Below are 14,504 nucleotides of genomic sequence, written 5' to 3'. Positions count from 1 at the left end.
TTTTGAATCCTAAAAAAGAAAAATGCCGAAACCAATTTCTGATTTCGACATTTTCCAACCACTAAAAAAAATCCAACTTTATTTTATATTCATTTGTTCTAATTTGGCTTCCAGAGCATTTACTTTTTCTACTATTGACTTTAATGCAGCGTTCTCTTTTTCTAAATTTTCAATTTTATCGTTTAACGCTTTGATGGCCTGAAAAACGATTGGGTCATAATCACCGTAAGCGGTTTGCAAATATCCAAGATTATCTTCTGAAACTTTTTCCGGGAAAACTTCGGCAATTTCTTGTGCAATAAAACCCATTTGAAGATTTTCAGGACGAGTTGTTCCGGTTTTGTCATCATTCCAATAATACGTTACTCCTCTTAATTTTAGAATTTTATCTAAGGCTTCATTGGGAGAAATTGTTGTAATGTCTTTCTTTAAACGACTGTCAGAATTGGCTATGAAAGCACCTGCAACATTTTTTGAAGCATTGCCATTTACTTCCAAAGCATTGGTTGCTGGAGCTCTCATGATTCCGACCCTTCCATCTCCGTTTACAACCACTACATTTCCTGAGACATTATTAAAAATGTTAAAAGAACTGTCGGAGTTGGTATTGTCTGCACGTCCAAATAATACCCATTCATTAGTTAATTCAGCAGCATTTGTAAATCTAATTCTAGCACCGTCATCGGCAACAGATTCTTTTAATTCGAGGTGGGAATAAGTACCAGTGCTATTTTTATTAATGCTTATGGCTGCGTTTGCATTATTTGTTTCGCCAACACTCAATCGATCAGAAAAATAACTTCTTCCAACAAAATATCCAGCCCAACCATTAGAAACATCAACAGAATTAAAAGTTCCATAGTGAGTACCTCCAGCCGCGGCGGGTATTAAATTATACGTTCCATATTTTATACCTGTTCCAGTGGCAGCTGCCGTGTAGGCATTTCTAACACCGTAGTAGGTTCCATTGGATGGATTTGAAAATTCGGAATACACACCCATTATTCCACTTGTTCCTGGTGTTCCATCCGTGAAGGAATTGTAAACTCCGGCAGTTTCATTGGTTATAGATGGAGAGTTAAATTCATTGTATGTTCCATATAAATTTGCCGCTGATGTTCCTCGCATACCATTGTAAACGCCATATTGATTTCCAGTTCCTGCGTTATCCAAATTATTAAAAGTACCAAATATAAAAGATGAAGTAGCACTATTGATGTAATTTCGGGTTCCATATTGATTTCCAATGGCATTACTGGATATAGTATTAAAGATGCCATACTTTTGTCCGGTTCCGGTTCCGTCAACATTGGTATATATAGCATGGCTTCTTCCTGTTCCTGTTCCTGTTTTTTGAATATATAAGCCAGAGGTTTCAACTGTTGTATTATCGGTTTTATCAATATAAACGCCTTGAGTAGTTGCTGCAACATTTTCAACAATATGTAAGGGAAAAGCTGGGTTGGAAGTTCCAATTCCAATATCTCCGGTATGCTCTACAAAAAAGACATCTGTTCCATTGTCTTGGATAGAAAAATCACCAGTGCTATTAAGGTTAATATCTAATGAATTAACTCCTTGGGTGACTGAAGTGTTTTGTATTAATGTTCCACCTAATTGAATATTGTCTGCTATTTGAGTTAAACCATTATTTGCAGTTGTGCTTTCAGTGGTTGGAGAATTTACCCATGAAACATTTCCAACACCATCTGTTTGCATGATTTGACCGTTGGTTCCGCGTGATGATGGTAAAATATAATTGTTTGTGGTTGTTGTCCCGATAGATAATCTTCCCAAGAAATAGCCTGCAAAACTATTAGCTTTTGTCACATCTGAATAAATTCCATAATGCAAACCACCACTAGCGTTATCAATTTCAATTTTTTCCCCATATTTTATACCTGTTCCTGTGCTCGAAATGTTGGTTTCTATTCCTATTTGTTCTCCAGTTGTAGTAGATAATAACTCGTTTTTGATTCCAACAACTGCTCCTGAACCACCTCCTTCAAAATTGTTTAATAAACCTGTTTTTGTATCGTTGCTGTTAATGTCATTTGTGTTTTGAAACCCTATAAAGAACCCTGTGATTCCATTACTTACTGAATTTTGAAATCCAATTATATTACCTGAATTGGTCGATATTGGGTTAAAAAAATTACTGTATCCAACTGCACTGACATTTCCACTTGAATAAAATTGATTGCTTATTCCAGTTTCAACGATATTTGGACCACTGTTGTTCGTGGCAAAATTATTAGTAACACCAGTTTTGAATGTTGCATTTCCTCTAATATTATTAAGTATGCCGGAGGAAAGTGAATTATTTGGATTAGTAGTAAGAGAGTTAAAAATTCCATTTTTTATTCCATTACTCGTATTGTTGTTTTCCAAAAATAAGGTTAATATTTTGTCATTAGCATCGATGTCCACTTTACCGTTTGCAGCAGTTGTTTTTCCTATGGAAACATCGCCACCAGTGTATATGTTGTCTAAAATTGAATTGGCTGGATTTGTTCCACCAACTTCATACCAATCATGGTCTAAAAGGGGAGCTAAATTTACTGTTTGTAAAGGTTGGCCATCATTTTCTAATGAAAGTCGCAAAGTTGTTCCGCTTAAACTGAAGTTATCAATCGTTTGATCATCCGTTCCGGTTCCATCTTGAAGCGGAGCTAAATCGATGGATGTTCCTATACCATTTTCAATGTTTAGATTTAACGTTGTTCCAACCAAAGTTGGTGTAACCAAATTTTGATCATCAGTGCCAACTAAAGAAGCTAAATTCACAGTTTGTAAAGGTTGCCCGTCATTTTCCAATGAAAGTCGTAAAGTTGTTCCGCTTAAACTGAAATTATCAATCGTTTGATCATCTGTTCCGGTTCCATCTTGAAGGGGAGCCAAATCAATTGACGTTCCTGTTCCGTTTTCGATATTTAAGTTTAAAGTGGTTCCAACTAATGTTGGAGTTACTAAATTTTGGTCGTCAGTGTTTAAAGCGGACAAGTTAACAGTATTTCCACCGGAAATGGATAAATTGTTACCAGCTAAAGCAAGTGTTTGGTTATCTGTTCCCGTCCCATCTTGAAGCGGGGCCAAATCAATAGAAGTTCCTATCCCGTTTTCAATATTTAAGTTTAAAGTGGTTCCTACTAATGTTGGAGTTACTAAATTTTGGTCGTCAGTGTTTAAAGCGGACAAGTTAACAGTATTTCCATCGGAAATGGATAAATTGTTACCAGCTAAAGCAAGTGTTTGGTTATCTGTTCCCGTCCCATCTTGAAGCGGGGCCAAATCAATAGAAGTTCCTATCCCGTTTTCAATATTTAAGTTTAAAGTGGTTCCTACTAATGTTGGAGTTACTAAATTTTGGTCGTCAGTGTTTAAAGCGGACAAGTTAACAGTATTTCCACCGGAAATGGATAAATTGTTTCCGGCTAAAGCAAGTGTTTGGTTATCCGTTCCGGTTCCGTCTTGAAGCGGAGCCAAATCAATGGAAGTTCCTGTTCCGTTTTCAATATTTAAGTTTAAAGTGGTTCCTACTAAAGTTGGGGTTGTTAAATTTTGATCATCTGTGCCTGTTGCTGGAGTTACCCAAGTTACATTTCCAGTTCCATCAATTTGCATAATTTGACCATTTGCACCTCTTGATGAGGGCAAAATATAACTGTTTGATATAGTAGTTCCTATGGAAACGTTACCTAAAAAATATCCGGCGTAACTTCCTGTTTTGGTTGCACTCGAATAAATTCCGTAATGTGTACCTCCTAAAGTAGCAGGAATTGATGTAAATGAACCGTATTTGTCAAAATTATTTGACATTGTTGGTTGAAAACTATTATATAAACCATAAATTGTTCCGCCTATTGTTGAGCCAAAATTATTTCGAATACCATATTTTGTACCACTATCATTAACCAAATTGTTTGAAGAAAATTCATTCAAAAGACCATAAAAATTATTATTTGATGCTTGCTCAAATCGGATGGTGTTACCCATTTGTTCACTCGTGTTGATTGAACCACTATCAAAAATAATAATACTTGAACCTATATTTAAACCGCTTCCTTCTATACGACCTTGAAAAGCACTATTTGTACCATTTCCATTTTCTACTGAAGTAAAAACACCATATTTAAGACCAGAATTTGGATTATTATGTGAAATCCTAAGACCGTATTCACTAGAAGTTGCAGTTGATTGCATAGTTAGGTCAATTCCTGTATGTAAGGTTATTCCGGTACTTACATCCCTGATTTTTAAAGAGGTAGAAGAGTTATTGTTTTCAATGTCCAATTTAGGATTACTAATATCCAACGTATTTTTCCCAATCACAACATTTCCATTATGAAAAATATTATCTGTAATCGCATTTGGAGCAACAGTTGTTCCTACTTCATACCAATCATGGTCTCTAAGTGGTGATAAATCAACGGTTTGAGTCGCAATGCCATCATCTTGTAATGAAATGTTAAGTGTATCACCAGTTAAGGAAAGAACATCTATTTGTTGATCATCTGTTGCTGTTGATGGCGTTGCCCAAGAAACGGTTCCGGAACCATTGGTTTGCATTACTTGACCATTAGTTCCGTCTGAAGTGGGCATCGTATACGCATCATTGATGTTCATTCGTCCGTCTTTAAAAATCGTTAAAGCGTTACTGAGATTTGTTGCATTTGTACCGTTCCCAATGACAAACAAACGGTCAGCATTGTTGAATCCATTTATATTTATTGGCGTATAATCTGTGTTGAAAGTTCCAAAAACAGATTCGTAACCAGATTCAGAGGTTAAATTATTTCCAAATGCCATTGAATTAATTCCAGAAGCGGTAGTATAATTCCCTAAAGCAAAAGAGTTATCTCCGCTAGCAATAGAATTGTTGCCAAAAACCATTGAATTATCTTCAGTTGCATTTGATAAATAACCCAACACGGTTGATTGAAATCCAGAAGCCGTAGAATTTTGACCCATAGAAAATGAATAGGCTCCCGAAGCTGTGTTTGCCCAACCTAATGTAGTTGAATAACTTCCAGAAGCAGTTGAACCAAAACCGATAGCAATATCATAAGTGTTTGAAGCTATTGTACCTCTACCTAAAGCGATTGAAAAATCTCCAATGTTTGAATCATCCCATTCGTTTCCAAAAACACTTCCTGCCCTAAAAGCAGCTTTTCTTGGGTTGAAAAACATTCGTGTTCCTGCTCCGGTTATTTCAGTATTGATAATATTTCCCGTTCCAAAAATTCCGGTTACCAAAAAACCGTCATCTCCATTGATACGAACTGCACCATCGGTTGCGTTGATGTTTTTACCAATTCCTGCTCCACCTTGGTCATACGATTGATCCAATGTGTTTCCGGTTATTGTCTGCGTAATCGGTATCCATTGCGTACCATTAAAAAAGTAAAAACCAACACCATTTCCACCCACAGTGGCAGCATTGGTATTCCAAATTAATAATCCTGTTGCGGCGGTGTTGGTTCCGTCGAGCATGGTGGTTGTTACATTAGCCAAACTTACTCTTGGCACTAAAACTCCTTTGTTAATAGAGGCAATATCCAACATGGATGATGGATCGGGTGTGGTGGTGTTTACACCCACTTGAGCATAGAGTGCTAGGTTTAATAGCAAAAAGAAAAATACGGTAATTTTTTTCATGACAATAAAATTTTTTCCCAGTGGTTGGTGGTTACAATTGGTTGTAGGGTAAATGCAAATCGATTTTGGGCAAATCCTTTGATGACTATTTTTTTGTTTTCACTTTTTAAAGTGTCCTTAAAAACCAAAGTATGATCGGTTTTATGACGAATTTCCAACAGATAAAACCCGTTTGTTTCGGTGTAAAGCGTGATGGAAGGATTAGATAAGCTAAACATAGATATTAGATTTTAATCTAAAACTATACTAACTCGCTGAATTACAAAGATTAAATAAAGTGAAAAGAGCTTTTTTTTGAGTGAACAAAGCTTTTTTCTAAGTGAAGATTATAATAAAGTAATGTTTTTCATTAGTTCTTCACGGTATGATTTTCCAACCGGAATTTTGTGTTTACCAATAAATACAAATCCTTCTTGAAGTGAAGAAATTTGTGAAACCTGCACCACAAAAGAACGGTGTACCCGAAGAAATTTTTGAGAAGGCAATTTTTCTTCTACACTTTTTAACGTATGACTAATCAAGGTTTTGTTTTGTGCAGTGATGAGGTAACAATAATTATCAAACGCTTCTAAATACAAAATTTGATTGAGTTCAATTCGTATAAGTTCACCTTTATTTTTAATAAAAAAAGAATCATTTTCTTCCGTCACAGAAACGGATGGCTTTTGAAGTTGGTATTTGTGCAAAGCCAATTCAATATTCGTTTTTAATGTTTTTTCATTAAATGGTTTTACGATATAGCCAAAAGGTTCGGTGGCTTTCACTTTTTCCAACGTAGCATTATCTGATAATGAGGTTAAAAAGATAAAAGGAATATCGGTTTTCTTTTTCAAATGATGAACGAAATCAATTCCATTTAATTCACCATCTAAAGTGATGTCTACCAAAATTAAATCGGGTTGAAGTGTTTCAACATCAAAAGCGGCTTCTTTCACATTGTCAGCCATTCCGCAAATTTCATAACCTTCTTTTTCAAGACTGGTTTTGATGGTTTCTGCGATTAATGGCTCGTCTTCCAGTATGTAGATTTTGGTTTTCATTACACTAAAGTACTCTTTTAATTCAATTCTTCAAATTTAGTAATGAATAGCGTCACGGTTGTGCCATTATTGTTTTCAAAAGAAACAGTGGCTTTTAATTTTTTGGCTAACGAATGAATTAATTTTAAACCAAAAGAATCCGGATTGTTTTGATTAGAAATACCGATTCCATTATCGGAAACACTTAATTCATAGTTACCTTCTTTTTTGATAAAAGAAACGGTTAATTGTGGATTTTGAATTTTATCAGGAAAAGCATATTTAATAACATTGGTCATTAATTCATTGATGATTAATCCAATAGGAGTAATGGTGTCGATGCTGAAAATCTTACTTTCAATATTTTTTACAATTGTAAGATTTTCAATATTATCCGATTGATTTTCAATGATGTCATTCACTAAATCTTCTATGTATTCTTTGGAATCAATCCCAACCAATTGATCTTTACTATATAATTTTTGATGAATTAAAATCATCGATTTCACACGATTTTGAGCTTCCTTAACGGCCAAAGCGGCTTCTTTGTCATGGATATTTTCGGATTGTAGATAAAGCAAACTCGACACAATCTGAAAACTGTTTTTCACCCGGTGATGGGTTTCTTTCAACAACGTATTTTTTTCGTCAACTAGAATTTCTAATTGTGCTTTTTGTTTGTTTAGTTTTTTCTTTTGTTTGATGTTTAAGTAAACTAAATAGCTTAAAAACAAAATAATAACTCCAAAGAGAATGATGTAAATTAACAATTGGTTTTTTTCTTTAATTTTTTTCTGAAGCTCTTCCTCTTTTTTCTCTGTTTGGTATTTTGTTTCTAATTCATATACAACATCATCTCGTTCCTGCGTTTTTAAATCATAAAACAAGTCAATGTATTTGTCTTTATCTTCAGCAGCTTGTTTGTATTGACCTAAATTATAATGGGTTACACTAATTGAAGCTAAAACAATCGTTTTATCTCGCAAAGAACTAGCTTTTTCAAACATTATTTTTGCATTTCTTAAAATGGTATCAATTCCAGTAAAATCTTTTGCTTCATTTTTTGCATCCAAAAGCCTGGAATAATCAACCGGGTCGCCACCTTTGATTGGGTTGAATTCTATAGCTTTCACAGCATATTTGATTGCCTCCTGATACTTTTTTTCACCAATTTTCATATTGGCAAAATTGGAATAGATGGCGTTTTTTAATTTTTTATCACACGGATAACTCAATGCTTCCAAAAATAATTTTTCTGCTTCAACAAAATTATCTTCACGAAAATTAATCGTTGCTAAACTGGCTAATCCTTTCGCTATTAATAAAGAATCCTTTTCTGATTGAGCTAATTCATATGATTTTTTAAAATATTCTTTTGCCTTTGGATAATTATCAGAAAAATGAAAAACCCTTCCTAGGGAATGATAAATGTTTTTATGGTAATTGAGTTTATGTTTTTCGCATAACTCAAGACATTCTAAAAATTTTTTTTGAGCTTCATCATAATTATTTTTAATATATAAATGATAGAACCCCTCCATTTCAATACTTTTAACAATTCCCAAATGATTATTTTTTTTAGAAAAAATATTTTTTGCTTTTTTTGAATAAACTAATAAACTATCATTTTCGTCATCTAAAAAACGCTGTGCTTTTACTAAATATATTTCCCCACTTTCTTGAGTGTTTCCTTGTATCGCAAATAAAAAAAACACTATTAAAATGATACTTCTCATCTATCAAAAATTTTCTTAATTCTATTAGGTTTTTGCATTTAAAAGCATAAAAATATATATTTTTTATTTAAATCAGTTACTTAAGATAGGCTATTATTGGATTATCATTTTTTAGAACTTATTTTTTTTGACAATATAAAACCGTTAAATTTTTAATAAATAGGAGTCAATCAAAGGTATATGTTGTTATTTTGCTTAAAAATTCCTGTGCTAGTTAGATTATTATTTTTTCTCGCGTTTGTTTTATTTATAGAGATTTATGCTTTTCAAGCGTTTAAGACTATTTCCCGAATAAAGTGGGTTCACTATTCATACATTATACTTAGTATTCTAATTTTAGTTTATATCATTTACTCCTTCACTCAGTTTGACCGAAGCGTTGGTCAAACTCCCAAAACGCTCTTTACATTAGGATTAGTTTTGATTATTTACATTCCAAAAATGATTCTTACAACAATTATGTTTGGAGAGGATTTTTACAGAATAATTTCCGGTACGATTTCACATTTTTTAGGAAATACAAACCAAAGTTCTTTTTTACCGGAAAGAAGAAAATTCGTGAGTCAAATTGCTCTTGGTGTGGCAGCTGTGCCATTTCTATCTCTTTTGTATGGAATGACAAAAGGAAAATATAACTTCAAAGTCATCAAACAAACTTTGTTTTTTCCTGATTTACCGGATAGTTTTGATGGAACGACCATTACACACATTTCTGACATTCACTCAGGAAGTTTTGATGATCCTGAAAAAATTCAATATGCGGTTGATTTAATTAATGAACAAAATTCAGATTTAGTATTATTTACAGGCGATATCGTGAATACACACGCCACTGAAATGAATCCTTGGGTTGATACGTTTAAAAAAATACATAATCCAAAGTTTGGAAAATTTTCGGTATTAGGCAATCACGATTATGGGGAATATATTGATTGGCCAACTCAAAAGGAAAAAGAAGATAATTTTTTAGCAATTAAGGATTTACATCGTCAAATTGATTTTAAGTTGTTGATGAATGAACATATAAAATTGAAAAATGAAACCGATGAAATTGCTGTGGTTGGTGTTGAAAATTGGGGAAAAAGTTTCAAAAAGGCCGGAGATTTGGTGAAAGCTTCCAACGGTTTAAGTCAAAATGATTTTAAGATTTTGATGAGCCACGATCCAAGTCATTGGGAATACGAAGTGAAAAATAATGAACAAAATTTCCATTTGACGTTATCCGGTCACACGCACGGATTGCAATTTGGAATAGAAATTCCCGGTTTTATCAAATGGAGTCCGGTGCAATATGTGTATAAACAATGGGCAGGATTGTATGAAAATTTAGGTAGATATGTTTATGTAAACCGCGGTTTTGGTTTCCACGCTTACCCAGGAAGAGTAGGAATTTGGCCTGAAATTACCGTAATCGAATTAAAAAGAGGCGAAAAAGTAGCGTAATTCGTAAAATATGCTACATTTGTATTGAATATGTTAAAAAATAGGTTTAAATTTAAATAAAATTTGTCCTTATGTCAAAGTTTGGTGAACTTATTAATGCTCAAGTTCCGGTGCTAATTGATTTTTACACTGAGTGGAACGAGTCATCCGTAGCCATGCATCCCGTGATTCGTGATGTTGCAGCCGCTCTGGGAGATAAAGCGAAGGTAATTAAGATAGACGTAGATAAAAATCAGGAATTGGCCGATGCTCTTCGTATCAAAGGTCTTCCTACCTTAATGATTTATAAAGAAGGTCAGATGGTTTGGAGACAATCCGGTGAGTTGGATGCCAATACGATTATTGGTTTAGTTCAAGAACAAGTCTAACGAATTATTTCACATTGATATCCGTTTTCGGATAAAAATTGAAGCGTTTTTGGAAGTACATATTCCAGATTCGGAAATGCTTTTATACTATCGTGAAAAACGATAATACTGCCTGATTCAACATTTTTTAATACGTTTTCTAAACATTTTTCTTTAGAATTTTCCTTTTTGTAATCGGCACTTAGCACATCCCACATGATTATTTTATACCCTAGTTTTCGCAATCTTCTGGATTGTGAGGGTTTTATTTTTCCGTAAGGAGGACGAAATAATTTAGATTTAAGATTGACTATCGACGATTTTTGAATTTCCACTTCACACAATTCCACTTCCTTGAAATAAGTTTTGTTTGGGGTATTCCAGCCTTTAAAATGGTTGAATGTATGGTTTCCAATGGCATGACCTTCTTCTATTAATTTATTGAATACTTCAGGATGTTTTTCAATATTATTACCAATGCAAAAAAAAGTTGCCTTGTAATTATATACTTTCAGTTGATCTAAAACCCAATCCGTTATTTCAGGAATCGGACCGTCGTCAAAAGTTAGAAACACTTTTTTCTCATGGTTGGGAATGCTCCACACATAGTTTGAAAAAATGCTTTTGATGATTGGGCTTGTTTTTATCCAAAGTATATCCATATCTCAAACAAAAAGAGCCAAATTAATGGCTCTATTTTTTTATTCATTATCGCGACCAAATCGCTCAAATCGTTTGTTGTAACCGTTGAATGTTTTTCGATTTTTCTCATAAAAAGCGGTATCTCTTTTGCTTTTTACAACTTGTATCAAGGATCGGTAGCGTTCTAAATTTTTAACAATTTCATACATGTTTTCATTTTGTTCCGAAGGATTAAGACTAACAAAATAATTGAGATTTTCATTATATTTCTCAGCTAATTTAGCGGTTAATTCCTGAGCTTTTTTGGGTTCACCAATGTCATAATAACCGCCCACAAAAGGCTCAATCAGGGTATAAAATCCATACTTATCTAACGGTAGTTTTTCTAAAGCCAATTCAATAACTTTTTTGGCTTTATCATTTTTTCCTTCATTAATTAGTTGTTGCATTAATCTGGATAAGTTTAAGCGATAGGTTATACTGTTTCTTCGGGTCTCAACATCGTGATAAATGTCGCCGTCGCTATTCCCCCAATCCCATTTCATCACAATGTCATACATTTTGTCACTGTCTATCATACCCATTTCCAATTGACCATTCTCAGGATCATAGGGAGTTTTTAAAGGGACTAACTTGTAAACTAAACCATCTAATTGAAGGTATTGTTTCATCCATAAGAAATCTTCATCCGTATCACTACCACCAGTAAAATAAATTGGTCTCTCCCAATTGTTATTCTGAATGATATCAAACATCATAATTCGAGCTTTGTAAATCGCTTTATCTTTAATGTCAATATCCATATAAGGAACGATTGAATCATAGAGTTTTTCCGAGACTACTTTGTTTTTAATGACAGCTTCTTTGTCAACTGTATATCTAATTTTGTTAGTTGGGAAAAAATGTACACTTTGACCACTTTGCATTTCAAGTTTAGTGTTAGGGTCATCACTTTTAATAAAGTTAATCAGATCTTTTAATTCCCAGCGGTTTTGCGTAATTTCATTGTAGAGACAATAATCTAATTTATCTCCAACATATAAATTTCTATCAAATGAAATCGGTAATGGTTCAGAATCATATGCTTTTGCCTTCATCTGATCAATATGCCAATCGGTCATAAACAATTGGGTATTAACCACTCTTACATCTCTACGAATTCCTTCGATTTCTTGAGCATACCATAAAGGGAAAGTATCATTATCACCGATAGTAAACAAAATTGCATTGGGTTCGCAAGACTCTAAGTAGCCTTTCGCATTTGCCAAAGCGGTATATTTTCCAGAACGGTCATGATCGTCCCAGTTTTGGGAGGCTAGTAAAACAGGAGCGGCTAAAAGTGAAGCAATAAAAATAACAGGAAAAACGATTTTGGGTTGCATCCATTTACGTAAAGTGTCAAAAATGGCATAAACACCAATTCCAATCCAAATGGCAAAAACATAGAATGAACCAACCAAGGCATAATCTCTTTCACGCGGTTCAAAAGGTCTTTCGTTGAGGTAAATTTTTAAAGCGATTCCGGTAAACAAGAATAAGGCAAGCAGCACATAAAAACTTTTTAAATCTTTTTTAGAATGATAAAGCAAACCAATAATTCCCAGAATAAAAGGTAAAAAGTAGTATACATTTCTTCCTTTATTGGTAAGTACATCTTGAGGAAGGTTTTCTTGTGAGCCTAAAAAGATTTCATCAATAAATTTAATCCCACTAAGCCAATTTCCTTCGTTATCATATTTTCCCTGAACGTCGCTTTGCCTTCCAACGAAATTCCATAACAAATAACGAACATACATATACCCAAATTGGTATTCAAACATAAATTTAAAATTGTCCGAAGTTTTTGGTTTTTCTACAATCAGGTAATTTCCGTATCCTTTTAAAAATGAAATATAATCTTCGTTGTCCAATCTGCCGGAGCTGTAAGCTTGTCTAAATTGCGAAACAATATTGACCAATTCTTCTTCATGAGCATATTCCGGATCAATTTTAAAATCCACAACATTTGTAAATTCCATATAATTTTGAGCACTTTCGCCATTCCACATACGAGGTAAAAAAGTTTTGTGTGCATTATGGCTATTCTGAGTTGCATTGATGTAATTGTTGGTAATTACATACTTGCCTGTTTTATAATCACGCTCATAGTTGGGAGCTTTGTCTAAATAAGGTTCGTCAGGGTCTAACCCGGCAAACATATCGGTAAACTGAGGGCCGTAAAACAAAGGATTTTGTGGATATTGTTCACGGTTATAATAGGCCAAAACTTCTCGAGCATCTGAAGGACGATTTTCATTAATAACAACATTTGCATTGGCACGAATTGGCAACATCATCCAAGTTGAAAAACCAATTAAAACAAAAAGAATACACAATAATATGGTGTTATACTGCGGAAGATTTTTTGTTCGTGTAAATTTCAAGCCAAAATAGAAGAATGCAATTAAAAACAACGTCATAAAAATAGTTCCTGAGTTAAATGGTAACCCGAATGTGTTGACCATAAAAACTTCTGTTTTCCCAAAAAGAGACATCGTTAAAGGCAACAGCATTTTAAAAATAAACAACAGAATTGCTATAACTACTACATTGGCAATGATGAAATTTTTAACAGTGATGGTTTTATAGTTTTTAAAGAAATACAACAATCCTATTGAAGGAATTGTCAGTAAAGCCATAAAGTGAACACCAAATGAAAGTCCAACGACCAAGCAAATTAACAAAAGCCATTTATTTCCCCTTGGTGTATGCATGTCGGTTTCCCATCGCAAACCAAGCCAAAATAAAAGTGAAATCAGTAAAGTTGCCATAGCATATACTTCAGCTTCCACCGCATTATACCAGAAACTGTCTGTAAACGTAAAAGCTAACGCACCCACGAAAGAAGCACCTAAAATAGCCACTTCATCCATTTTAGTTATTTCTTTGAATCGAGCTACAATTTTTCTCAACAACAGGGTGGATGACCAAAACATGAATAAAATTGTAAAAGCACTGGAGAATACCGACATCATATTCACCATCAAAGCTACCTTTGAATCGTCTGGGGCAAACATTGCAAAAAATGCACCCATCATTTGAAATAGTGGAGCTCCAGGAGGGTGCCCAACTTGTAACTTAGCTGAGGTGGAGATATATTCACCACAATCCCAAAAACTTAAAGTCGGTTCTACGGTTAATGAAAATGTAAGTAGAGCAATGGCAAAAGCGAACCAGCCTAAAAGGGTATTCCACTTATTAAAGTTGAGTGTAGTCATTAGTGCTATTTATTGTTTATGCTTGAATCTAGCTACAAAGAAACTATTTTTTTGTGTAAACGGGTATGGGTTAACAAAATTTTCTCACTATTAATTGTTTATTTTGTAACTTAAAATACTAGTTTTTAAACTTATTACTAATTTCAGAAAAATATTTCAGATAAAAATCTTTTATTTATTTGCTTTAAATAAAAAATGTTATAAATTTGCACCCGCAATCAAGCGATTTTGGTCCATGGTGTAATGGTAACACTACGGTTTTTGGTGCCGTCTTTCTAGGTTCGAGTCCTAGTGGACCAACAGACAAACCCACTTTAAAGAGTGGGTTTTTTGTTTTTATTTCATAAAAAATCCCGTTTGGTATATTCTCAAACGGGATTTTTATCTCTATATGATAAATGG

8 protein-coding genes and 1 tRNA gene are annotated in these 14,504 nt (G+C 33.8%); 3 read left to right on the top strand and 6 right to left on the bottom strand.

The annotated features are described in order from the left end of the window. Nucleotides 1-78: 78 nt before the first annotated feature. The 4 genes from ACIQ0M_RS07350 to ACIQ0M_RS07335 all read right to left on the bottom strand — a co-directional run bounded on the left by ACIQ0M_RS07350 (nucleotide 79) and on the right by ACIQ0M_RS07335 (nucleotide 8,413). The gene (locus ACIQ0M_RS07350; RefSeq protein ID WP_396151206.1) at nucleotides 79-5,658 is read right to left on the bottom strand and encodes a tail fiber domain-containing protein; all 5,580 of its coding nucleotides are present in this window, start codon (nucleotides 5,656-5,658) and stop codon (nucleotides 79-81) included. Further along, a complete protein-coding gene (locus tag ACIQ0M_RS07345) occupies nucleotides 5,655-5,876 on the bottom strand; it encodes a hypothetical protein (RefSeq protein WP_396151205.1) in 222 nt (73 codons plus the stop codon). The genes ACIQ0M_RS07350 and ACIQ0M_RS07345 overlap by 4 nt, the downstream gene beginning before the upstream one ends. Nucleotides 5,877-5,984: 108 nt before the next feature. Further along, on the bottom strand, nucleotides 5,985-6,698 hold the full coding sequence (locus ACIQ0M_RS07340; RefSeq protein WP_396151204.1) for a LytR/AlgR family response regulator transcription factor: 714 nt from the start codon (nucleotides 6,696-6,698) through the stop codon (nucleotides 5,985-5,987). Nucleotides 6,699-6,715: 17 nt separating this feature from the next. Next, on the bottom strand, nucleotides 6,716-8,413 hold the full coding sequence (locus ACIQ0M_RS07335) for a histidine kinase dimerization/phosphoacceptor domain -containing protein (RefSeq protein WP_396151203.1): 1,698 nt from the start codon (nucleotides 8,411-8,413) through the stop codon (nucleotides 6,716-6,718). Between the two features lie 207 nt (nucleotides 8,414-8,620). Between ACIQ0M_RS07335 and ACIQ0M_RS07330 the strand changes: the two genes are divergently transcribed. Further along, complete coding sequence (locus ACIQ0M_RS07330) at nucleotides 8,621-9,856, top strand: metallophosphoesterase (protein WP_396151202.1); 1,236 nt, start codon at nucleotides 8,621-8,623, stop codon at nucleotides 9,854-9,856. A gap of 71 nt (nucleotides 9,857-9,927) precedes the next feature. After that, nucleotides 9,928-10,224 carry a co-chaperone YbbN gene (locus ACIQ0M_RS07325; protein ID WP_248435864.1) on the top strand — a complete coding sequence of 99 codons (297 nt, stop codon included), beginning with the start codon at nucleotides 9,928-9,930 and terminating at the stop codon, nucleotides 10,222-10,224. On the opposite strand, the gene ACIQ0M_RS07320 is transcribed toward ACIQ0M_RS07325, so the two are convergent. Next, on the bottom strand, nucleotides 10,221-10,865 hold the full coding sequence (locus ACIQ0M_RS07320; RefSeq protein ID WP_396151201.1) for a polysaccharide deacetylase family protein: 645 nt from the start codon (nucleotides 10,863-10,865) through the stop codon (nucleotides 10,221-10,223). The genes ACIQ0M_RS07325 and ACIQ0M_RS07320 overlap by 4 nt on opposite strands. A gap of 39 nt (nucleotides 10,866-10,904) precedes the next feature. Further along, on the bottom strand, nucleotides 10,905-14,102 hold the full coding sequence (locus ACIQ0M_RS07315; RefSeq protein WP_396151200.1) for a DUF2723 domain-containing protein: 3,198 nt from the start codon (nucleotides 14,100-14,102) through the stop codon (nucleotides 10,905-10,907). A 229-nt stretch (nucleotides 14,103-14,331) separates the two neighbouring features. On the opposite strand from ACIQ0M_RS07315, the gene ACIQ0M_RS07310 reads away from it, so the two are divergent. Then, nucleotides 14,332-14,402: transfer RNA gene (locus tag ACIQ0M_RS07310), tRNA-Gln, on the top strand. Nucleotides 14,403-14,504 lie beyond the last annotated feature (102 nt).

The organism is Flavobacterium sp. (assembly GCF_044339515.1).
In the GTDB taxonomy this organism is placed as follows: Bacteria; Bacteroidota; Bacteroidia; order Flavobacteriales; family Flavobacteriaceae; genus Flavobacterium.
This window is presented reverse-complemented; position numbering and strand designations above follow the sequence as displayed.

What these genes read in the sequence shown, in the direction of transcription:
- ACIQ0M_RS07340 (WP_396151204.1), bottom strand. Translation starts at nt 6,698, where the DNA reads ATGAAAACCAAAATCTACATACTGGAAGACGAGCCATTAATCGCAGAA.
- ACIQ0M_RS07345 (WP_396151205.1), bottom strand. Translation starts at nt 5,876, where the DNA reads ATGTTTAGCTTATCTAATCCTTCCATCACGCTTTACACCGAAACAAAC.
- ACIQ0M_RS07335 (WP_396151203.1), bottom strand. Translation starts at nt 8,413, where the DNA reads ATGAGAAGTATCATTTTAATAGTGTTTTTTTTATTTGCGATACAAGGA.
- ACIQ0M_RS07350 (WP_396151206.1), bottom strand. Translation starts at nt 5,658, where the DNA reads ATGAAAAAAATTACCGTATTTTTCTTTTTGCTATTAAACCTAGCACTC.
- ACIQ0M_RS07325 (WP_248435864.1), top strand. Translation starts at nt 9,928, where the DNA reads ATGTCAAAGTTTGGTGAACTTATTAATGCTCAAGTTCCGGTGCTAATT.
- ACIQ0M_RS07320 (WP_396151201.1), bottom strand. Translation starts at nt 10,865, where the DNA reads ATGGATATACTTTGGATAAAAACAAGCCCAATCATCAAAAGCATTTTT.
- ACIQ0M_RS07315 (WP_396151200.1), bottom strand. Translation starts at nt 14,102, where the DNA reads ATGACTACACTCAACTTTAATAAGTGGAATACCCTTTTAGGCTGGTTC.